The sequence below is a fragment of the Streptomyces spirodelae genome, from assembly GCF_017676385.1.
Taxonomy (GTDB): domain Bacteria; phylum Actinomycetota; class Actinomycetes; order Streptomycetales; family Streptomycetaceae; genus Streptomyces; species Streptomyces spirodelae.
In genome coordinates this window covers 300,877-320,657 of sequence record NZ_JAFFZN010000004.1, presented here as the reverse complement: position 1 = coordinate 320,657, position 19,781 = coordinate 300,877, and the positions used below count along the sequence as shown (strand labels likewise).

Genomic DNA, 19,781 nt, shown 5'->3' with positions numbered 1-19,781 from the left:
CCTCGTCTGCGCCGTGACTGAGCCGCAGGCGAAGCACGGAAAGGGACAACACCGGTCGGGCAGGCGCATGCCAGTAGGACACCCCGAACTGGCCGGTTCCATCCGAACAACCGCCGCTCTCAGGCCGGTTGACCGAACTTCCCGCGCGGGAAGCCCCACCCCCCGAAGCAGCATACGCAACGAACTCGGTCGACTACCGAACGCAACGAGTGGGAGGAAAATGGCCCGCCAGCCCAACCCGGACCTCACCAACGCCCTGACGATGCTCCACACCGCCGTCGTGCACACGGACAAGAACTTCCGGGACGCACTCGACAAAAGCGTCGAGAAACTGGAGTCGGCCAACCGGGCTGCCCACGACAAGACGGCCAAGGAGGTCGTCGACGAGCTCAACCGGATGCGCACGAACTTCCGCGAGGTCTACAACAGGCTGAACTCCAACGGAGAGGCACTCAACACCACCGTCCAGGACGTCGTCACTCAGCTTCGCACCGAACTGCGGGAGGTCCGCGGCGTACTCGCCGACCTCAACCCGCCCACATCGCCTCGCTCACCCACCCGCACTCCCCCGCCTCGCCCTCCCAGGAGACACCCGATGCCGAGGACTCCCTCACCACCGCACCGGTCACCACCATCACTGACTCCGGCGAGCAGATGCCTGGACAGCGCCTGCCGCGGAGCCCCCGAGCGGAGTGACGATGGAGCCCGCAGCGACTTGGTAACAGAGACCGGCTGAGGTCCCGCTGCCCCAAGTCCGGTCCCCGCTTGCCGGCCCCGTCGAGGTCAGCGTGCCCGGGGAACCGACAGCGGTTTCGGGTCGGCCATCCTCCCCGAGCGGCAGGGCGGCGCCTGTCCGAGACGGATGAGACGGTGCTCTCGCCGTGTGAGCAGAGGGTGACCGGTGAGATATCCGCGCACCGGGCCGGGTCTGCGTAGTCCGGGTAGTCCGGGTCGTGTCCGGGATCCGGTGGAGGCACCGCAGATGGTCGCCGCACGGTTGTCCTGCCGACTCGTTCTCTCCGGCCGGGCCGTGTGGTGAGTGGCCGGTGGGAGGCCGACTGTCTGAGCTGACTGCCTGTGACGCGGGGCGGGGCGGGAGGCACGGCAGCCATCGCACCAGCAACGAGTCGAGGCCACCCTGCACGATGGTGGTGACGTGCCGCTTTCGATGTAATGGGCCGGCTGGGCTGTTGGGCCGCCGTACCCTGTGCGAGTTGATCCGGGGCGTATCAGGAGAGTGTGGGTGCACAGATCGTGTGAGTGGCTGCATGAGGGGATCCGCCGGAACGAGCGGCAGAGCCCGCGGAACCCGGGTGGGCCGTGGCCGAGGAACGCCGGGTGCCGCGGAACACGGTGACCAGAGGGATCGGGCCTCCGGTGCCGGTGAAGCGGACAGCGAAGCTCGCGCTGCGGGAGTGCGCGCTGCAGCCGTTGAAGGGCTCCCTGGAGGCGACGCTACGCGAGGCCCCGGTGCGGAGGAAGCTGCGGCACACCGCCGAGTGGGTGCTGCCGCAGCGGCCGGTGGCCGAGTACGGCCCGTACGTGCCTCGTACTCCGCGGTCCGGAACTATGTGCGCAAGCGGGGCCTGCGGGAGGCGATGGCGGGGCTACTGCTGCGCGCGGATGAGCAGGACATCGGGGTCGATCTGATGCCGACGGTGCGCTGCGACCGCAGGGTTACTGTCCGGGAGCGCTGCTACTCGGTGCCTGCCCGTTTCTTCGATGCGACGGTGCGGGTGAAGCCGGGGCCGAACGGGGTGTGGGTCGGCGGTGGGTGCTGTGCGATCGTCTGCCGTCCCATGCCGACCCGCTGCGCCCCCTATGCGGATCGAGGCACGGCTCTCGCACCGGCAGGTGCCGCTGCTGTGATGGTGGGCACGGCCACTGCAGCGAGGATCGGCTCCGCCACCACCGGTCCGGTGGCCAGCAAGGCCCGCAAGGCTGTCGAGTGCCGGGCGGCCGGGCGGTCGTGATGGCGGGCGACGAGGAGGACAAAGGTGTGAACCAGCCACGCCGTCCCGAGCTACTGGCCCGTCTGGACGCCGAACTGCTCCGGGTCGACGAGCAGCTGCGCGCCTTGGCCGCTGCCAAGGACCGGGTCGAGAGCCTGCTGAACGCGGTGGTGGCCATCACCCGGGAGCTGGAGCTGCCTGCGGTGCTGCACCGCATCGTGTCCACGGCCATGGATCTGGTCGGCGCCCGCTATGGGGCACTGGGCGTTCTCGACGAGTCCGGCGAGGACCTGAAGCAGTTCATCGCCGTCGGCCTGTCCGAGCAGGAACACGCGGCCCTCTCCCAGGTGGCGTTTCCCCGTGGCCTGGGCGTGCTCGGTCACCTGATCCACCACCCAGAACCCCTGCGGATCGATGACATCCCCTCCCACCCGGCCTCCGCCGGGTTCCCGCCCGGTCACCCGCACCTGCGCACCCTGCTCGGGGTAGCCGTCAGCGTCCGCGGCGAAATCTACGGCGACCTCTATCTCTCCGAGCGGCACGACGGACAACCCTTCGACGTCCACGACGAGAACATCGTCGCTGCCCTCGCCACCGCCGCCGGCATCGCGATCGAGAACGTCCGTCTCCTTGAACAGGTGCGTACCGGCTCCGAACAGTTCCAGCGGCGTTTGCTGCCGACGCTGCCCGACGTGCGGCCCTTCGACGCAGCCGCCGTCTACCAGCCCGCCGCAGCACCCCACCACCTGGGCGGCGACTGGTATGACGCCGTCCCGTTGCCCGACGGCGCGGTGGCAATCGTCATCGGCGACGTGGTCGGACACGACCTCAACGTCGCAGCCGCCATGGCTTCCACCCGCAACATGCTGCGCGCCTTGCTGTTCACCCTGCGCACTCCGCCCAGCGCGGTCCTCGCCCAGCTCGACCGTGTGCTGCAGGCCATCACGGACAGCCCCGTCACCACCGCCCTGCTGGCGCGTATCGAACCCGCCGGGCCCGCATGGAGGCTGCACTGGAGCACCGCGGGCCACATCCCGCCTCTGCTGATCACTCCCGACCGCCGAGCGGAATACCTTTCCGCCGACCCCGGACTGCCGCTGAGCGTCAACAGCGAGCAACACCGCCCCGACCACACCCGCCCCCTGCCCCCGGACGCCACCGTGGTCTTCTTCACCGACGGTCTCGTCGAACACCCGGACCACTCCATCGACGAGAGCCTGAACGAACTGGCCGAACTCGCCACCACGCACGCGGCCCTGCCCTTGAAGGACTTCGTGCAGACGCTCGCCGACCATCACCCCAGCGACGGGCACGACGACATGGCCATCCTCGCCCTGCGCACCCCGCACTGATGTATCGGACAGCCCGCAGCCACCCGGCTGAAGAGGAACCGTCAGGGCGCGACACCGCTCCCGAGCCGGTCACCTGAAGCAACCCGGCAGGCACATCTCGAAAGGTCACACAGATGAGCGTCAGTGTGGTGGACTCGGCGGGCGCAGTGGAGGAACGCCCTGGCAGAGTCGGCCGGAAGACGTGCCCATGAACGCCACTCACCGTGACAGGCTCCGGCGCGGTGGCATCACGGTCCTGCAGATCGGCGCCGTCGCCGCGCTGTATTACGCCTCGGGCAGGCTGGGACTGCTCCAGCAGCTCGTGCGCGGCCAGGTCACCCCTTTGTGGCCACCGACCGGCATCGCGCTGGCGGGCCTGCTCCTGATCGGCCCGCGGATCTGGCCAGGCATCGCACTGGGCGCCTTCCTGATCAATTTCTCACCCGGGCCATCGGTCCCCGCCGCCCTCGCGATCACCACGGGCAACACATTGGCGCCTCTCTGCTCCTACGCGCTCCTACACCGCGTCGGGTTCCGCACCCGGATCAGCCGCTTCCGAGACGCGCTCGCACTGGTATTCCTCGGCGGGTTCGCCGGGATGCTCATCAGCGCGACTGTGGGCAGTGGCACCCTGCGCCTCGCTCACGCCTTGCCCGCCGACGGTTTCTGGCCCACGTGGTGGGTCTGGTGGACCGGTGATGCGATGGGCGTCCTGGTGGTCGTCCCCCTGTTGCTCGTCCTCCGCTCGGCGCACTGGCCGAAGCACGCGCCACCCTCCCGGTGGGGAGAGGGAGCGCTGCTTGTTGCGACCACCATCGGCGTCGGCGTCCTGGAAACCAATCGGGTACCGCTGATCTTCCTGGCCTTCCCGCTGCTGATCTGGGCAGCCTTCCGCTTCCAGCTTGCCGCCGCCGCACCATGCGCGCTGGCCGTGTCCACCAGCGCGATCCTCGCCGCCACCCGCGGCTCAGGTCCGTTCACCGGCCACACCCTGCTGACCAACATGATCGTGCTGCAGGCGTTCAACGGCGCCGCTGCGATGACCGCGCTGCTGCTCGCCGCAGCCATCAGCGAACGTAACGAAACCCAACGGAAAATCGAGGAAACCTGCAGGCGGCTCGCAGAGATGACGGCACGGATCGTACCGGATCTCGGCGATCCGTCAGCACTTCCCGAAGGCTGGGGAGAGAAGCCGGAAGACCGCTGACCGCTCGGCCGTGCTGGACCGACCGCCCCCTCGCATACGGCCGATGGCGGCGATCCACGGTGCGTCACGTCGACGGGCCCTTGGCGACCCTATCCGGCGGGCCTGGTCCCGCAGCTGCTTCTGGTGCTCGCGAAGCTCCTGGTAGCCCGGGTCGGCTCGGACGGCGGCAGGACTGACTTCAGTGCCCTGCCCCCGCGGTGGACCCTCAGTGCCGGGTCGGCTCGGTCGAACCGCAACGCGAGCCGGCAGGCGCGGACCTCCGCCTCTGTCGGGTGTTCGGTGGCGATGCGCGCCTCGCAGTCCCATTCTCACGGTGGCCAGATCTCCGGCACGGTACTCAGTTCGCCTTTGCCGCCTGCGCGCGAACGCCGCCTCCAACTCCGCAGCACACACCGGCTTCACTAACCCCCTCCATGCCCAGCCCAACATGCGGGCCGGCTCTCGCGGGCGGATCTGCGGTGGCGGATGCGAGAGTACGTGCGTGGAGTGCTGGGCCGGGTGGAGCGGAAGAACGGCCGATCCCGGCCGAGCCAGGCGTACGGCGAAGTCAGGCCGCTCCGCTGAAGGCCCCGCTCAGCCATCCCCTTCGTTCCCCTCCTGGCGGTGCTCTACCTCCACGCCGAGCGCGGCCAGTCGGCCGACGATGTACGCGCCGAGTGACTCCCGGGCGGCTTTGAGGTGGAGCAGCATGGTCTCCGCCTGTGCGGCCAGGTCCTCGGGTAACGGGCACCCGGCCTCCACGCAATCAATAATGGTGTAGGTCGCAGACGACAGGGCCGCCCCGAGGGTAGTCACGTCGATCCCGTGATCGGTTGGTGACACGGCACGGCCCATCGAGCCGCGACCTATCAGCGTTCGGGCAGAGCGAGCGTGTGCGAACCAGAGGCCGTCGTGGAGTGCTTCGTCGAAAGCCTCGTTGACTGCATCCCTGGCAGCGTGCCATGCCTCGGAGAACGCCTCAGCGTCAACAGACCGGCCGCGCCTCAACTCGCCGAAAGTATCCAGAAGGAGAAGATGCCATGCGCGCGTGGTCGAACGCATGCGCATCAAGCGTTCCGTCACAGCCAATTGTCGGGCGCGTATCTCGGCAGCCCGCTCTCGCTCCGCAGCTGCCCGCCTGTCCTCTTCGGCCATTCGGAACTCGAACTGCTGTTGACGCCGCTGGAGATCCTCCTCACGACGCTGCTGCGCACGTTCCCACTCCTCCTGCTGCAGCAGCGTCTCCTGCCGCTCTGCCGCCTGCCGACGGTGCAGGAGCAATGGTCCAAACACTGCGCCGCCTGCACCAACGACGGCCCCACCGACTGCCCCGATCAGCCCGTACAGTGCTGCTGTGTCCGCCATGGCGCACATTCTGCTCGGAGGCGCTGACCACTGTGGCACGTGCCGCAGAACCCGGCCGGGTCTACGTTTCGCGCGTGCGGGGGTGGAGGCGGAAGAGGTAGGCGGTGGCCGGGTGGGTGTAGGCGGTGCCTCTGCCTGTGGCGTGGAGTTGTTCGCGGGTGGGGTGGGGCGGGCGTTGGGGCTGCAGGTAGCGGTCGAGGTCGTCGGTGGTGAGGCGGTAGTGGCCGGAGCGGTGGTGGAGGACGGCGGCGAGCCGGTAGCGGGGGTCGAGGTGGGCGAGGCCGGCGTCGGCGTGGCTGTTGTTGGCCAGGAGCCAGCCCCCTGGGCGCAGGCAGCGGGTGGCGTGTTCGGAGACGGGACCCGCATACAGGGAGATCACCAGATCCCACTCGGCCGCGGGCAGTTCCGCGAGGGTGCGGGTGTAGTCGCCGGGGACGAACGCGATGCGGGGTTGTTCCGGGTACTGCTTGTGCCGGGTGGCGAGGGTGGTGGCGTCGGGGCCCTGGAAGGCCGCGCGGGCGCGGGCGTCGGCGTCGAGGTAGGTGACATCGGGCCAGTGGTAGGAGGGGGCGAGGTCGAGGTAGCTGCCGGGGTAAAGGACGCGGCGGGCTCCGGTGTGTGCGGCGACGGCCTGGTAGAGGGGGGTGCGGTCACCGACGTGGCCGCCGATGCGGTCGATGTAGTCGGTGAAGTCCTGCTCGGGCACGGCGGGCTCCGGTGGGGTGTCGGGGCCCTCAGGCCAGGTGGGCGAAGTGGATGGCGTCGGCTGCGGCGCTTCCAGCGGTGACGGCGGGGACGACTCCCTGCTGCCAGGTCTGGCCGGTCAGGTCGCCGGCGGCGTAGAGGCCGGGGATGCTGGTCTGGCGGCCGTCGTCCACTGTGACGTAGCCGTCGCTCAGGGCCAGGCCGTGCTCCGCGGCCAGGCGCTCGACGAGCGGGACCTGGCGCTGCGGCTGGGGCCACAGCAGGGTCTGGCGTTCCAGGAGGGTGCCGTCGGCCAGCTCCACGGCGTGCAGGTCGCCGTCGGTGTGGTGCAGGCGGGTGATCTCGCCCTGGACGAGGTCACTGCCCTGCTCGCGCAGATTCCGGCGCAGGTCGTCGGCGCCGGGCAGTGCGGGCGGGGCGATGGCGATGGTGTCGCCGGTCCAGGCGCGGAAGGCGGTGGCGGCCATGCCGAGGTAGCGGGCGTCGTCGGCGACCAGGGCCCAGGTGCGCTCGGCGTTCTCCTCGCCGATGCAGAAGGGGCAGTGGATCACCGTGCGGCCCCAGCATGCGGCGAAGCCGTCCACGCCGTCGGGGTGCTGGTCGATGACGCCGGTGGCCAGGATGACGTTCCGGGCCCAGGCGGTGGTCCCGTCGTCCGTGCGAACGGTGAGGCCGTCGCCGGGCAGCGGGGTGATCTCGCTGACCGTGGCGTCGAGCCGCCGGGCCAGGCCGTAGCGGTCCAGCTCCTCCCAGGCGCGGGAGCGCAGTTCGTCGGGGGTGGCGCCCTCCAGGCCGATCAGGCCGTGCACACCGCGGGAAGCGGCGTTGCGGGGCGGGGCGGGGGACTCGATCACCAGGGAGCGGCATCGGTAGCGGGTCAGGGCCTGCGCGGCCGTCAGGCCGGCGGGCCCGCCACCGATGATCACGGTGTCGTACTGGGCGGTGGTGTCCATGAGATGCCTCCGAAGGGACTTGACGAAATCGAATGACCATCGGTCATACTACTGACCAATGGTCATTCGATCGATCTCATTCCCACTGGAGGAAATGTGACCCACACCACCGGCCACGCTTGCCACGCGCACGACAGCTCCCACACCCACGGGCCCGGGGCCGCCTCGTACCCGGACTTCGCGTGGGACGACTTCTATACCGGCGACGGCAGCGACACCGCCGACCCCGACCTGGCGCTCCTCGCCCCCGCCGACGACCTCCCCCCAGGCAGGGCCCTCGACCTGGGCTGCGGCGCCGGCGGCAACGCCCTCGCGCTCGCCGAACGCGGCTGGCGCGTCACCGGCGTGGACCTCGCGTCCCGCGCCATCGCCTCCACCCGCGCCAGCGCCTGCGCCCGCGACCTGGACGGCCGGGTGGATCTCGCCGTCGCCGACAGCCCCACCTGACAGCCCGAGACCACCTAAGACTTCGCCCTCAGCTCCTACGCGCTTCCGCCCCGCGGACCCGCTCGTACCGCGACCCTCGCGGTCCTGGCCAGCGCACTCGCCCCCGGCGGGATCCTGGCCCTGGGTGAATGGGACGAGGAAGCCTGCGACTGGGGTGCACCCGGTGACCTCGCCACTCTCGCCGAGCTGACCGAAGCCTTCACCGCACTCGGCCTGGACATCGTGCGCGCCGAACGGAAAGTCGTACCGCGCATCCAGCACCCCAGCGAGGACCACGCGGTCATCGTCATCGCACGCAAGCCGCATGACACCCTGGAGTCCGCCGACTGACCGACCACCGGTCAGTCAGTCACCCGACAACGAAGGAGGGACCGTGCCCGCGGACCAGTCCGCCCCTGCCCAGCCCACCGGCCGCTTCCAGCCCCCGGACGTCCGCCGCCGCCAGATCCTCGACGCCACGGCCGCCCTCCTCCTGGCCGACGGCTACGAGGCCCTGACCGTCAGCAAGGTCGCCGCCCGCGCCGGGGTCGCCAAGGGCACGGTCTACCTCTACTTCGACTCCAAACACGAACTCCTGGCCGCCCTCCAGGCCGAAATGTGGGACCGCATGCTCCAGCAGCCCGCCGCCCTCCTGGAACAGCCCGGCCTGACCTGGACCGAACGTCTCGACGGACTCGTCGCCGCCTGGATCGCTGCCGAACAGGATCACCACGAGCTCTACCACCAGCTCTTCCACGAACCCGGCGGCGCCACCGGCGAGGAACCCGCCACCGTCGCCCGCGACCTGCTCGTCACCCTCCTCACGGAAGGCCACACGGCGGGCGAGTTCGACGTACCCGACCCCCAACTCACCGCGGACTTCCTCACCCACGCCTACACCGGCCCCTGCCACCACACCCAGACCGGCACCGACATCACCGGAGCCGTCCAGGCCCTCTTCCGCCGCGTCGTTGCCGCCCGTCCGCCGAGCCAGCCTCACTGAAGCCGGATTCACTGCGGCAGAGCCCTACCGGCAGCGGGGTCTTCTGTGTCGCAGGTACCGTCATCAGCCGGTCCACTGCGACGCCGGCCTCCTCCGCCCTGACAAGCCGCGCACTGGAGGGGTGCGGCGACTACGCACACAAGGTGATGGACACAGTCCCTGATCTTGTGGCGCCTCACGTGTGGGTGAACGAAACCGAGTCGGCGAACCGCAGGCCCGGCTTCGGGAGGCCGAACCCCACCTCGAACACCTCGCGATCACACGGAAGACCGTCACCGGTCTCGCCGGCCGGCTTTCCGGCCGCCCTGCCGGAGTATCGCTGGTCGAGATCGACATCCCCAGCAGGGTCGACATCGGCCGGTTCACCAGGAAGCAGTAGTCGCCGGGGGGTCTGCGGCTGTGCCTCAACCTCACGGGAAGCGGGCAACACCTAACGAGCTGTTGCTCTCTTCAGGCCCTGGGCTGCTGTTGGGTGGCGCAGTGGATGCCGCCGCCGCCTTCGGCGACGGTGTGGATCTCCAGCTGGACGACCTCGCGGTCGGGGTAGAGGTCGCCGATGACGGCGGCGGCCTGCTGGTCGGCTTTGCGGTCGCCGAAGCGGGGGATGAGGACGGCGTCGTTGGCGATGTAGTAGTTGGCGTAGGAGCCGAGGAAGTCCTCCCCGCGGCGGCCGAGCCGGGTGGGGTCGGGTTCGGGGAGGTCAATGATCTCGAACCTTCTTCCACGAGCGTCGGTCGTGTTCTCCAGGACGCCGCGTGACTGGTCGTCAGTCAACCAATTGTGTCCCGGAAACGGCAACGGTCTTTGCCGGAAGCGGGCGACCGTCCCGATCCTCTCGGTGGAGGTGGTCCAAATGGACGCGACAAAGCATGCAGTGAGCGGATCGGCGGCACCGGCGCCGTGGGGCACCGTCATCGCCGGGGGCCGGGCGGACGGGCCGGTGGTCGTAGCCGCTGCCGCCGCAGGCGGCCGAGGTGACATCGGGGGTGTGCGCCGATGACCGCCACCCCCACCAGAACCTCCCGGAACAGTGCCGCCGGCAGGTTGCCTGTCGGCGTGTACCTGCTCGGGTTCAGCTTGTTCGCTATGGGGACTGCGGAGTTCCTGCTGGCGGGCGTACTGCCGAGGGTGGCAGCTGACTTCGACGTCACGCTCTCCTCGGCCGGATTTCTGATCACTGCCTTCGCGCTGGGGGTCGTACTCGGAGGGCCACCATGTGCCGTGCTCAGCCTGCACTGGCCCCGGCGCACCGCGCTGGTGGTGACCCAGGGTGCCTTCGCCGCCGGCATCGTGGTCGGACTGCTGGGCAACTACCAGGTCCTGCTGGTGACCAGGGTGATCTCGGGCGTGGCCTACGCGGGCTTCTTCGCTGTCGCATCGGTGACCGCGATCGGCCTGGTGACACCGGACCGGAACGCGCGCGCTTCCGGCGTCGTGGTCGCTGGGCTCAGTGTGGCCATGGTCGCGGGCGGCCCGGCAGGAACGCTGCTCAGTCACTTCACCCAATGGCGCGTCGGCTTCTGGGCCGTGGTGGCGCTGACGGTCGCCGGGATCGTTGGTTGCCTCCTCGGACTCCCCGCGGCCGATGCGGATGGCGACCGGCCCACCGCCCCGAGCGTGTCGCGCGAACTGGCTACGATGCGGAACCCGAAGCTCTGGGCAATCTACGCGATCACGATTCTGACCACTGCGGCGTACATGATCACTTACAACTATCTGGCAGCCATGCTGGCAGACATCACCGCCGTCCCCGAGATCCGTATCCCGGCGATCCTCGCCCTCTTCGGGGTCGGTGCGTTCATCGGTCTGTCCATCGGCGGCCGGGTCTCCGACAAGCACCCGCACGTCGCCCTCCTCACCGGCGCATCGGCGATCGTGGTCCTCTCCGCCGGAATGGTGGTCGCCATCCATCAGGTCTGGGCAGTGGTGCCCATGGTGTTCCTGATCGGTGTCGCCGCTTTCGTGCTGAACCCGGCCCTCTACGGACGTGTCTTCGCCCTCGCAGCCGACGCGCCGAGCCTCGCCGGCTCCACCAACGTGTCAGCGTTCCAACTGGGCATCAGCATCACCCCCGTCCTGGCAGCCGCCGCACTCACACAGGGGGCCGCGCTCACCTCGGTCTGCTTGATCGGGGCCGGCCTGGCCGCCGCCGCGGTGCCCCTCATCCTCCTCGACCGGGCATGGCAGGCCCGGTCGAGGAGGAGCGCGCCGGCTGCCACGGCTCCAGCCGCCGCCGGTGTGGCGGGCGGAAAGATCGCAGCGGTAGCCCGGCCGGATCCGGGCGGACGGTCGGCAGTGAACTGAGCCCGAAGCCGAGCCCGGCAGCCGGGTATCGTCGACCGGGCCGCCAAGGTGCTTGCCGAGCTTCCGCAGCGCCTTGCGTGTCTCCTCGGACGGTGCGCGCGTGTAGACCTGCATCGTGATGGCGATCTTGCCGTGCCGCAGGATCTGCATGTCGATGCGCGGGCGCACGTCGAGAGCGGCGAGGCGACCTGTGCCACTCGATGCTCAGCGGTCGCTTGCGCGCAGTCGTAGAAGGGGCGGGCGCGTCCAGGGCACACCGTTCCAGGCGGCGCTGCCCGCCGACTGTCGTGCCCGTTCTTGTGCTCAGGCGCCACGGTGGGCCTTGTCCCTCTGGACCGGCTGGGTACCGCCGCACCATGCTTCCCTGACACCAGGGGCCCGTCGCGGACGGCTGCCCGACCCTGCCGGGCTGTCGAGTTCGTGACCGCTCGCTCTGTCCTCGCGCGGCGCTCAGCGCGGGATGCCCAGGTCCGATCGCAAGAGCCGCCGGGTGGTCTCGGTGTTCAGGCCCTTGGCCGAACCAGGGAGCAGCCAAAAGTGCCTGGGGTCCTGCTTGGCGGTGGCCAGGACGTCGAGAGCCCCGTCGCCGTCCACATCGAGTAGCGGGGGCCGCGGACGAAAGCGTGGGCGCGCATGTGGCTTGTTCTCACCCGGGACACCGGCAGATTCCAGGTCGACGGACTGCAGCCGGGAGTCGCGGTCGGCGTGCGCCACATCGGGGAGCAGCACCACCGCGCCGTGGGCCTTGTTGGCGCCGCTCAGGCCCAGCACGAGGTCGGGTCTTCCGTCGCCGGTCACGTCTCCTACCGCCTCGCCGACCACATCGCCGCCGTTGAAGCCCTTGGGCGCATCGAGCCCGGGCACATCGCGGAAGGTGACACTCATGGAGGCACCCGTGCCGGGGCCCTCGCCGGAACTGCCGGTGATGCTCACCGTCAGTTCCTGCCGGGAGGAGTCGAAGCCGACATGGCATGTCTCATCCGTGCCGTCGTCCTCCACATCGCAGGCGAAGCCTTTCAGCGCGCGGTGGTCGGGATACTCGCGCAAGAGGTCCGCGCCTTTCCCGGTACCACGGAAGTGCAGCACGTCGTCGATCCGGGTCTCGTCGTCGCCCTCGTCCTCCGGGTCCGTCCAGCGGAACCACACCGTGAAGTCGCTGCGGCCGTCGCCGTTCCAGTCACCGGCGGTCGCCTTGTACGGCTCGCTGTTGTCGGCGTATTCGGCGTCGAGGGTCTGTGTGCGGGTGGGCTCACCGGCCCGGCTGAACGGGCCATAGTGAATGACCCCCACCGGCCCCGTCCCCGTGCCGAGCCAGAGGACGTCACCGCTACCGTCCCCGTCGAAGTCCCCTGCCGCACCCGGCCCCCAGCCCACGGAAGGCGGCGCGGGGTCGGCGGCGTATCCCGTGGCCAGCAGTCGAGGGCCGGTGACGCCACGCGCCCCGCCCCACAGCGCGTACTGACGTCCGTCGGCGAGCGTGGCCAGCAGATCGACGAATCCGTCCTGGTCGAGATCGGACCGGTGCAGCCGCTTGGCAGGCGACGGGCCGACTTCCACCTCCTCGGGCATGCGCACCGTGGCGCGGGTACGCGGGTCGGGCCCCGCGGCGGAGCCGTACACCACAGCGATGTGGGTGCCAGTCGCCACGGCCAGATCATCGCGGCCGTCGCCGTTGAAGTCACCGGTCCGGGGCCGGTCCGCGGAGGACCCGGCGGGGGGCCGGTCGGGTCCGCGCCGCAGGTCGCCTGGGGTCCCGGCCGGTTTCGGGGGCATCGACGGCGACGCAGCCGCCGACGGCCCCCCGCCGTCGGTGGGTTCCCCGCTGTCGGCGGTGCACGCACCGAGCAGCAGCGAGGCGATCACTGCACCCGCCGCGGCCATGGTCCTCCTGCTCACTGTCATCCCCCACTTGACGCCGACCGAGCGACGACCGTACACGGCGGTCCCCGATCAGAGGAACCGACGCATACGGCCGTGCACACAAGGCGCACCACCATGGCCGGGAGTGGGGGCTGTCTCGGTTGTTCGAGTTCCTGAGGTCGCACTGCCCCTTCCGGGCCCCCATGGCAGGCCGGATGTGCGCCGGAAGACGGCCCGCCCCCGGCCGATCCGCGCTTCACCCTCGCCGCCACGTCACCACCGACCCGCCGCCCCGGTGGATGATCCGCGGCAGGCGCTGCCCCTCGTTGTCACCGGTCTCACGGACGCGTACTCGCTCAGCCACCAGCACAGCTTTGCTGCCGCTCGCCCCGGCGAGTGTCATTCCGTCGGCGTGCCGATCCGAAGCCGGTTGCCGTCAGGGTCGCGCAGCTCAAGCTCACGGGCCCACGGAGCGTCCCTCACCTGCATTCCGAACTCGGAGGCGACGGCCTCCACATCGCGCATGCGGAGGTAGATCAACGTGTCAGGGGAGGCGTCGCCCTTGTGCTCCGACAAGAACAGCCGCACCCCGCCCCGGGCGATCTCGACGAACGCGGGAAGGCCCGGTTCGAAGCGGTGTTCCCACTGCTGGGCGAAGCCCAGCCGCTCGTACCACGCGACCGCCGCCGTAGCGTCCTCCACGCGAAGAATGGGGATGACTTCCTCGTCCATTGAGCCATCGTCGCAGACCGCCAGGGCGAACGTTCCCTGATGCTCGGCACCAGCCCACCACCCCCGCTGCATCCGCGCGCTCGCGCCGGTTCGCCGTCGCCCCGGCCCGCCGTCAGTCCGGGTGTGTGCTCCACCGGCAGGCCGTCGCCGCACCAGCGGACACTCAGACTCCTCAGCAGTGCCGCGTCAGCCGCTTGTGCACGGCCTTCCGCATAACTGCGGTCCCCGCCGGCGAACCCGTGTAACCGCCCCGAGCGAGGACCGAGATGTGGCTGATACATGGCCTCGGGGTGGGTGAGACAGGAGCGGCTTAGCGTGCGGGCAAGGGTGCTTTTCAGCGTCCGGACCGGGTCCGACCAGTTCCGGACTCGAAACGATCCGTGAAACAACGCTCTGCACAAGGAGAAGTCATGTCCACGCAGGCCAACTCTCACGCCGGGCGCTCTCGGCGCACCGGGCGGCGCATCGCCCTTGCCGTCGCGGCGACCGGTGTGGCAGGCGCCGCCCTCGCCCTCCCGGCCGGCACAGCGGTCGCCATGCCCACGGACTACGTCAAGGAGGTGAAGGTGGGCAACGGCGACACCCTCGTACTGGACGGCAACACCACAACGGTCGGCGTCGAGGATCCCGAGCACGGCGTCGCGGGCGTGATGTACCGCGAAAAGCCCGGCCCGGTGCAGAGCCAGATGGACCCGAACGGGACATACACGCTCACCTTCCCGAAGCCCGCGGCGCAGGCCGATGCCACACCCAAGATCATCTATAAGCACGACGGCAAGAAGGTGAAGACCATCAACTTCCCCCAGGCTCCGGATCACCGCGGCTGACCGCCCGGCCCTGGCAGCGGCTCCCGGACCACCCTCGGCCGGGGGCCGCCTCGCATGCGGCGGACAAGTGCGCGGCGTGCCCACCGACAAGCCCCGGTGGACGGGTGGGCGGCAGTGTGCCGGTCCCTCCGTCGTTGCGGTGCGGCGCGCCGGGCGGCTGGTGGCGCTCACCCCGACCGAGTTGCGGCTGCTGACCGAGTTCGCCGCCAATCCGGGCATCGTGCTGGAGCGGCAGACGCTGATGCGCAAGGTGTGGGACTACGAGTGGGACGGTGACCGGCGCGTCGTCGACATCCATGTGCAGCGTCTGCGCGCCAAGATCGGCGCGGACCGCATCGAGACCGTTCGCGGCTTCGGCTACAAGCTGCGGCGCTGACCGTGCGGGTGTCGTGGCGCTCCCTACGATGGCGGATCGCCCTGCTCGTGGCGGTCGCGGTCTGCGCCGTGACGGTCACTGTCGGTGTGGTCGTCCACCAGATCACCTACTCCCGCGAGGTGTCCGACGCACGCGCCGCAGCGCAGAGGCAGCTGGCGGACGCGGCCCGCACGTATGCCCGCAACGGCACCCTCGTCCGCGGCGCCTGTCTCGACTCGCCCCGCGTGCCCGCCGAGCTGCGGGAACTGACTCGCCGCGGCCGACAGGGAACCGACTTCGGCAGCGGGCCGGACGGTCCCGGCATGTGGGCCGCCCGGCCCGTGGGCGACCGGATGCTCTGCGTCCATCTCGGATTGCGCGAGGAGATCCGCAGCCTGCGGGAACTCGACATCACCATGGCCGTGGCCGGGCTGCTGGGGGTGGCCCTGGTCGTACCGCTGGGGGCCGTGAGCGCGGAGCGGCTGGCCCGGCGGCTCCGTTCGGCCGCGGACACCGCCCTGACCATCGCGGACGGTGACCTGGACGCCCGGATCAACGCCGCCCCGCGCCCGGGCGACGAGATCGCGGATATCTCCGCCGCTGTCGACTCCATGGCGGCGGCGCTCCAGCAGCGGCTGCACAGCGAGCAGCGCTTCACCGCGGATGTCGCGCACGAACTGCGCACCCCTCTGACGGGCCTGGTCACCTCCGCCGAACTACTGCCGCCGGGAAAGCCCACCGGCTTCGTCCAAGACCGGGTCCGAGCGCTGCATGTCCTCGTCGAAGACCTGCTGGAGGTCGCGCGGCTGGACGCCGGCGCCGAACAGGCCGATCTCGCCCCTTGTCCGCTGGGGGAGCTGATCCCCGCGTGTGTGGCACACACGGAGCACCGCGCAACGGTGTGCGTGACCCGGGACGCGACCGTCCGCACCGACCCGCGAAGGGTTGAGCGCATCCTCACCAACCTGGTGAGCAACGCGTACCGGCACGGGCGGCCCCCGGTGACCGTGACCGTGGACCAGGTCCGGGTGACCGTACGCGACCACGGTCCGGGCTTCCCCAAGTCACTGCTGGCCGAGGGACCACAGCGGTTCCGGACGGGTGCCCCCGAGCGGGGCCGGGGCCAGGGCCTGGGACTGACCATCGCAAAGGCACAGGCCCAGCTGATCGGCGCGGACCTGGTGTTGGACAACGCACCCGGCGGCGGTGCGCAGGCAACGCTCGTCCTGCCGGCACAGGACTGATACAGCGCCGCAACACAAGCGCGCGCTCAGCGATGCGGCAGCGCAGCCTGACGGAGAAATCGGCTCCCGATCATGGCGGAGTCCTCGCGAGTCACTCGCACCTCCGAACCGTCAAAGGGCCTCACCATGGGTACTGCCCGCGTGCGGAACAGCCGTTGCCCGACGGAGCGCCGGTACGGCATCCGCTTCGTGGCCTGGTCGGCCGTCACCGTCGTCCTGGCCGTCGGAGCCGTCGGCTGGCTGTTCTGTTCGCCGCTCTCAGGTACGCACGCATCCACCGATATCGACGCCGTCCTCGGCTCGGACCGGCCGCGCCGCACCGTGCCCGGGGCGCTCAACGTCCTCCTGCTCGGCTCGGACGCCCGGGGCGCGGGCGGGGCGGACGCTCGGATGTCGCGATGCTCGTGCACCTGGCCCGAGGGCGCGAGAGGGCCGTGGTCATCAGCATTCCGCGGGACACACTGATCGACCGGCCCTCCTGCCCACTGCGGGCCGGAGGCACAGCTCCGGCCCGCAGCGCAGCGATGTTCAACACGGCCTACGCGGTGGGCGGTCTGCCCTGCGCCGTGCGCACGGTCGAACGGCTCGGGAAGGTCCGCGTCGATCACGCCATCGACATCGACTTCGCAGGCTTCGAGGAGCTGGTTGACGCACTCGGAGGTGTCGAGTTCACCACCGACGAACGCCTCGAGAGCTCCGCCAGCGGCCTGAGCCTGGACGCGACTGGCACAGGACCGCCACCGACCGGGACGGCATGCTGGCGCCCGACGGCGTTCACCCCGCGCCGGCCGGCGGCCGGGCGTACGCGACCACGATCGCGGCGGCTCTGGCCACGCTCCGGGACCAGAACAGGACTTCTTAGCTTGCCCGCTCAGCAGGAGAGGGCACGTACTTCAACGCGGGGAGCGCGCGAACCATGCGTACAGATCACGGTGGCCCACCAGGCCACCTCACCAATGACCATGACATGACGGTCACGTTGCCAACCGCCCTCACCGGTGCGCCGCCCGACGACGGCCCGGGAGGGCAGCCGGTGTTCGTGGACAGCAGTGGCGGGCGCGGCCGTGTGCTGCGCACACTCGGCTGGATGCTGGTCGTGGCCGGCCTCGGCTACGCCGTGGTGCTCGGTGTCAGCCTGGCGGGCCGGGATGCGGACGCGCCCGGCCTGCTCACGCCCGGACGCGGAAAGACGTTGTCCGAACAGCCCGATTCCTCCAAGGACCCCGACCAGCCCGGAGGCGCAGCACAAACTGGAGGAACGGCCCGCTGATGCCGCGCACACCACACGCCCAGCACGCACGACCCCGCCCGCGACAGGGCGGCCGGGCGAACCGGGGCACCCGCCGTACGCGTCGTACGCGTCTTCCGCTGCGCTATCTACTGCCGACGCAACTGCTCATCGCCATTGTGGCGATGCTGCTGCTGCGCGGCTATGCGCACAGCGAATTCCTCGCCGACCATCGCGTCCGGCCCCCCGCTCCGGTCGACAAGGTGCCCGGGAGGATCCTGACGGGCGGCCCCGTCCTCGACTTGCGCGGCGGGCAGCCGATCAGTCACCGGATGCCCGACAAGACGCTGGTGCTGACCTTCGACGACGGGCCCGACCCGGAGTGGACGCCCAAGGTCCTCGACAAGCTGAAGGAGCACAGGGCGCACGGCGTCTTCTTCGTCACGGGCACCATGGCCTCGCGCTATCCGGACCTGGTCAAGCGGATGGTGGACGAGGGGCACGAGGTCGGCCTGCACACCTTCAACCACCCGGATCTCTCCTACCAGTCGAAGAGGCGCATCGACTGGGAGCTGGCGCAGAACCAGCTCGCGCTGCAGGGCGCAGCCGGGATCCGTACGTCGCTGTTCCGGCCGCCCTACTCTTCCAGCGCCGGAGCACTCGACAACAGGACGTGGCCCATCACCCGGTACATCGGCAAGCGCGGCTACATCACCGCCTTCTTCGACACCGACAGCCAGGACTGGAAGCGGCCCGGCGTCGAGGAGATCATCCGGCGCGCGACGCCGAAGGGCGACAACGGCGCCGTGGTCCTCATGCATGACTCGGGCGGCGACCGATCGCAGACCGTGCGGGCGTTGGACCGGTTCCTGCCGGACATGGCGGAGAAGGGCTATAAGTTCACCAACCTGACCGAGGCCCTGAAGGTGCCCGGCGCGCACGCGCCCGTCAGCGGCTTCGAACGCTGGAAGGGCGAGGCGTGGATTCTCGCGGTGGGCGGGTCGGAGAGGGCGATGGGCGTTCTCTCCCTCGCGCTCGTGGTCGTGGGCTCGCTGGTCGTCGCGCGCTTCGGACTGATGCTGCTGCTGTCCGCGTCGCACGCGCGCAAGGTCCGCAAGCGGAGCTTCGCCTGGGGCCGCTGTCCGGTCACGGAGCCGGTCAGCGTGCTGGTGCCCGCTTACAACGAGCGCGAGTGCATCGAGAACACCCTCCGGTCCCTGGTCGCGAGCGACCACCCTGTCGAGGTCATCGTCGTGGACGACGGTTCGAGCGATGGCACCGCCGACATCGTGGAGGCGCTGCGGCTGCCGGGCGTGCGGGTGGTGCGTCAAGCGAACGCGGGCAAGGCCGCCGCGCTCAACAAGGGAGTGCGGCACGCGTCGTACGAATTGATCGTGATGATGGACGGCGACACCGTCTTCGAGCCCTCGACGGTCCGGGAGCTGGTGCGGCCCTTCGCTGACCCGCGCGTCGGGGCCGTCGCCGGGAACGCCAAGGTGGGCAACCGCGACTCGCTGATCGGCGCGTGGCAGCACATCGAGTATGTGATGGGCTTCAATCTCGACCGCCGGATGTACGACGTACTCGGCTGTATGCCGACCATTCCTGGGGCCGTCGGTGCCTTCCGGCGCACCGCGCTGTGGCAGGCCGGCGGTATGAGCGACGAGACGCTCGCCGAGGACACCGACGTCACAATGGCGCTGCACAGGGCCGGCTGGAAGGTCGTCTACGCGGAGAACGCGCGCGCGTGGACCGAGACGCCGCAGAGCCTTCAGCAGCTCTGGTCGCAGCGCTATCGCTGGTCGTACGGGACGATGCAGGCCATCTGGAAGCACCGGAGTGCGCTCATCGAACGTGGCCCCTCCGGCCGCTTCGGACGCGTCGGGCTGCCGCTCGTCTCGCTGTTCATGGTCCTCGCGCCGCTGCTGGCCCCGCTGATCGACATCTTCCTGCTGTATGGGCTGGTGTTCGGGCCGACGGGGAAGACGCTGCTCGCGTGGGGCGGGATGCTGGCGGTGCAGGCCATGTGTGCGGCGTATGCGTTCCGACTGGACCGGGAGAGGATGACCCCGCTGATCTCGCTGCCGCTACAGCAGGTGCTCTACCGGCAGTTGATGTACGTGGTGCTGCTCCAGTCCTGGATCACGGCGCTGACGGGCGGACGGCTGCGCTGGCAGAAGCTGCGCAGAACGGGCGCGCTCGGCGCAGCACCGACCGCCACCGCGACGCCGGCCCCCGGTGCGGCGCGAGCCCCTGACGCTCCCGGCAATCGGGCCGGCGCGTGTTGAGCCAACACGCCCTGCGGGGCGG

The 19,781-nt window shown here is 70.1% G+C and carries 20 protein-coding genes and 1 pseudogene; 15 read left to right on the top strand and 6 right to left on the bottom strand.

Features of this window, described 5'->3' with window-relative positions; translation table 11 throughout:
- Nucleotides 1–220 precede the first annotated feature (220 nt).
- The 4 genes from JW592_RS32595 (at nt 221) to JW592_RS07290 (ending at nt 4,490) form a co-directional block, all read left to right on the top strand.
- Complete coding sequence (locus JW592_RS32595) at nt 221–736, top strand: hypothetical protein (protein ID WP_229375296.1); 516 nt, start codon at nt 221–223, stop codon at nt 734–736.
- Nucleotides 737–1,499: 763 nt separating this feature from the next.
- Complete coding sequence (locus tag JW592_RS07300; RefSeq protein ID WP_209264080.1) at nt 1,500–1,973, top strand: hypothetical protein; 474 nt, start codon at nt 1,500–1,502, stop codon at nt 1,971–1,973.
- Nucleotides 1,973–3,304, top strand: coding sequence for a PP2C family protein-serine/threonine phosphatase (locus JW592_RS07295; protein ID WP_209264079.1), 1,332 nt, complete (start codon nt 1,973–1,975; stop codon nt 3,302–3,304). The genes JW592_RS07300 and JW592_RS07295 overlap by 1 nt, the downstream gene beginning before the upstream one ends.
- A gap of 187 nt (nt 3,305–3,491) precedes the next feature.
- Nucleotides 3,492–4,490, top strand: a complete 999-nt coding sequence (locus JW592_RS07290) for an MASE1 domain-containing protein (RefSeq protein WP_209264078.1) — start codon at nt 3,492–3,494, stop codon at nt 4,488–4,490.
- Between the two features lie 573 nt (nt 4,491–5,063).
- Here JW592_RS07290 and JW592_RS07285 read toward each other — a convergent pair.
- The 3 genes from JW592_RS07285 to JW592_RS07275 form a co-directional block, all read right to left on the bottom strand.
- Nucleotides 5,064–5,834 (bottom strand): hypothetical protein, encoded by a 771-nt coding sequence (locus tag JW592_RS07285; RefSeq protein ID WP_209264077.1) that lies wholly within the window; start codon nt 5,832–5,834, stop codon nt 5,064–5,066.
- A 61-nt stretch (nt 5,835–5,895) separates the two neighbouring features.
- Complete coding sequence (locus tag JW592_RS07280; RefSeq protein ID WP_209264076.1) at nt 5,896–6,540, bottom strand: hypothetical protein; 645 nt, start codon at nt 6,538–6,540, stop codon at nt 5,896–5,898.
- Nucleotides 6,541–6,568: 28 nt separating this feature from the next.
- The gene (locus JW592_RS07275; protein WP_209264075.1) at nt 6,569–7,492 is read right to left on the bottom strand and encodes an NAD(P)/FAD-dependent oxidoreductase; all 924 of its coding nucleotides are present in this window, start codon (nt 7,490–7,492) and stop codon (nt 6,569–6,571) included.
- 96 nt (nt 7,493–7,588) lie between these two features.
- Here JW592_RS07275 and JW592_RS33155 point away from each other — a divergent pair, with 96 nt between their 5' ends.
- From JW592_RS33155 to JW592_RS07260, 3 genes are all read left to right on the top strand, one after another.
- Nucleotides 7,589–7,939 carry an SAM-dependent methyltransferase gene (locus tag JW592_RS33155; RefSeq protein ID WP_209264074.1) on the top strand — a complete coding sequence of 117 codons (351 nt, stop codon included), beginning with the start codon at nt 7,589–7,591 and terminating at the stop codon, nt 7,937–7,939.
- A 373-nt stretch (nt 7,940–8,312) separates the two neighbouring features.
- Nucleotides 8,313–8,921 (top strand): TetR/AcrR family transcriptional regulator, encoded by a 609-nt coding sequence (locus JW592_RS07265; protein WP_209264073.1) that lies wholly within the window; start codon nt 8,313–8,315, stop codon nt 8,919–8,921.
- Between the two features lie 181 nt (nt 8,922–9,102).
- Entirely contained in the window at nt 9,103–9,300 is a 198-nt protein-coding gene (locus JW592_RS07260; RefSeq protein ID WP_209264143.1) for a hypothetical protein, read from the top strand.
- Nucleotides 9,301–9,371: 71 nt separating this feature from the next.
- Here JW592_RS07260 and JW592_RS32585 read toward each other — a convergent pair whose 3' ends face one another.
- Nucleotides 9,372–9,695, bottom strand: coding sequence for an agmatine deiminase family protein (locus JW592_RS32585; protein WP_229375294.1), 324 nt, complete (start codon nt 9,693–9,695; stop codon nt 9,372–9,374).
- A 222-nt stretch (nt 9,696–9,917) separates the two neighbouring features.
- Between JW592_RS32585 and JW592_RS07250 the strand changes: the two genes are divergently transcribed.
- The gene (locus JW592_RS07250; RefSeq protein WP_209264071.1) at nt 9,918–11,225 is read left to right on the top strand and encodes an MFS transporter; all 1,308 of its coding nucleotides are present in this window, start codon (nt 9,918–9,920) and stop codon (nt 11,223–11,225) included.
- 450 nt (nt 11,226–11,675) lie between these two features.
- On the opposite strand, the gene JW592_RS07245 is transcribed toward JW592_RS07250, so the two are convergent.
- Together JW592_RS07245 and JW592_RS07240 are read right to left on the bottom strand one after the other, a co-directional pair.
- Entirely contained in the window at nt 11,676–13,106 is a 1,431-nt protein-coding gene (locus JW592_RS07245; RefSeq protein ID WP_209264070.1) for an FG-GAP repeat protein, read from the bottom strand.
- A gap of 378 nt (nt 13,107–13,484) precedes the next feature.
- Nucleotides 13,485–13,817, bottom strand: a complete 333-nt coding sequence (locus JW592_RS07240; protein WP_209264069.1) for a glyoxalase superfamily protein — start codon at nt 13,815–13,817, stop codon at nt 13,485–13,487.
- A 410-nt stretch (nt 13,818–14,227) separates the two neighbouring features.
- Between JW592_RS07240 and JW592_RS07235 the strand changes: the two genes are divergently transcribed.
- From JW592_RS07235 to JW592_RS07210, 7 genes and pseudogenes are all read left to right on the top strand, one after another.
- Nucleotides 14,228–14,644 (top strand): hypothetical protein, encoded by a 417-nt coding sequence (locus JW592_RS07235; RefSeq protein ID WP_209264068.1) that lies wholly within the window; start codon nt 14,228–14,230, stop codon nt 14,642–14,644.
- A gap of 139 nt (nt 14,645–14,783) precedes the next feature.
- A pseudogene (locus JW592_RS07230) lies at nt 14,784–15,020 on the top strand (winged helix-turn-helix domain-containing protein); the annotation flags it as partial.
- Nucleotides 15,021–15,088: 68 nt separating this feature from the next.
- Complete coding sequence (locus JW592_RS07225; protein WP_307805314.1) at nt 15,089–16,243, top strand: ATP-binding protein; 1,155 nt, start codon at nt 15,089–15,091, stop codon at nt 16,241–16,243.
- A gap of 126 nt (nt 16,244–16,369) precedes the next feature.
- Entirely contained in the window at nt 16,370–16,708 is a 339-nt protein-coding gene (locus tag JW592_RS32580) for a hypothetical protein (protein ID WP_229375368.1), read from the top strand.
- Nucleotides 16,642–17,214 (top strand): LCP family glycopolymer transferase, encoded by a 573-nt coding sequence (locus tag JW592_RS07220; RefSeq protein WP_229375292.1) that lies wholly within the window; start codon nt 16,642–16,644, stop codon nt 17,212–17,214. The genes JW592_RS32580 and JW592_RS07220 overlap by 67 nt, the downstream gene beginning before the upstream one ends.
- Nucleotides 17,211–17,513: a hypothetical protein gene (locus tag JW592_RS07215; protein ID WP_209264066.1), complete on the top strand. Its 303-nt coding sequence runs from the start codon at nt 17,211–17,213 to the stop codon at nt 17,511–17,513. The genes JW592_RS07220 and JW592_RS07215 overlap by 4 nt, the downstream gene beginning before the upstream one ends.
- Entirely contained in the window at nt 17,513–19,759 is a 2,247-nt protein-coding gene (locus JW592_RS07210) for a bifunctional polysaccharide deacetylase/glycosyltransferase family 2 protein (RefSeq protein WP_209264065.1), read from the top strand. Before JW592_RS07215 ends, JW592_RS07210 begins: the two co-directional genes overlap by 1 nt.
- The last annotated feature ends 22 nt before the right edge of the window (nt 19,760–19,781 follow it).

Bases quoted from the DNA above. Each gene is read 5' to 3' on its own strand.
- JW592_RS32595 (WP_229375296.1), top strand. From the start codon at position 221: ATGGCCCGCCAGCCCAACCCGGACCTCACCAACGCCCTGACGATGCTC.
- JW592_RS07295 (WP_209264079.1), top strand. From the start codon at position 1,973: ATGGCGGGCGACGAGGAGGACAAAGGTGTGAACCAGCCACGCCGTCCC.
- JW592_RS07290 (WP_209264078.1), top strand. From the start codon at position 3,492: ATGAACGCCACTCACCGTGACAGGCTCCGGCGCGGTGGCATCACGGTC.
- JW592_RS07285 (WP_209264077.1), bottom strand. From the start codon at position 5,834: ATGGCGGACACAGCAGCACTGTACGGGCTGATCGGGGCAGTCGGTGGG.
- JW592_RS07275 (WP_209264075.1), bottom strand. From the start codon at position 7,492: ATGGACACCACCGCCCAGTACGACACCGTGATCATCGGTGGCGGGCCC.
- JW592_RS07250 (WP_209264071.1), top strand. From the start codon at position 9,918: ATGACCGCCACCCCCACCAGAACCTCCCGGAACAGTGCCGCCGGCAGG.
- JW592_RS07245 (WP_209264070.1), bottom strand. From the start codon at position 13,106: ATGGCCGCGGCGGGTGCAGTGATCGCCTCGCTGCTGCTCGGTGCGTGC.
- JW592_RS07240 (WP_209264069.1), bottom strand. From the start codon at position 13,817: ATGGACGAGGAAGTCATCCCCATTCTTCGCGTGGAGGACGCTACGGCG.
- JW592_RS07235 (WP_209264068.1), top strand. From the start codon at position 14,228: ATGTCCACGCAGGCCAACTCTCACGCCGGGCGCTCTCGGCGCACCGGG.
- JW592_RS32580 (WP_229375368.1), top strand. From the start codon at position 16,370: ATGGGTACTGCCCGCGTGCGGAACAGCCGTTGCCCGACGGAGCGCCGG.
- JW592_RS07220 (WP_229375292.1), top strand. From the start codon at position 16,642: ATGCTCGTGCACCTGGCCCGAGGGCGCGAGAGGGCCGTGGTCATCAGC.
- JW592_RS07215 (WP_209264066.1), top strand. From the start codon at position 17,211: ATGACGGTCACGTTGCCAACCGCCCTCACCGGTGCGCCGCCCGACGAC.
- JW592_RS07210 (WP_209264065.1), top strand. From the start codon at position 17,513: ATGCCGCGCACACCACACGCCCAGCACGCACGACCCCGCCCGCGACAG.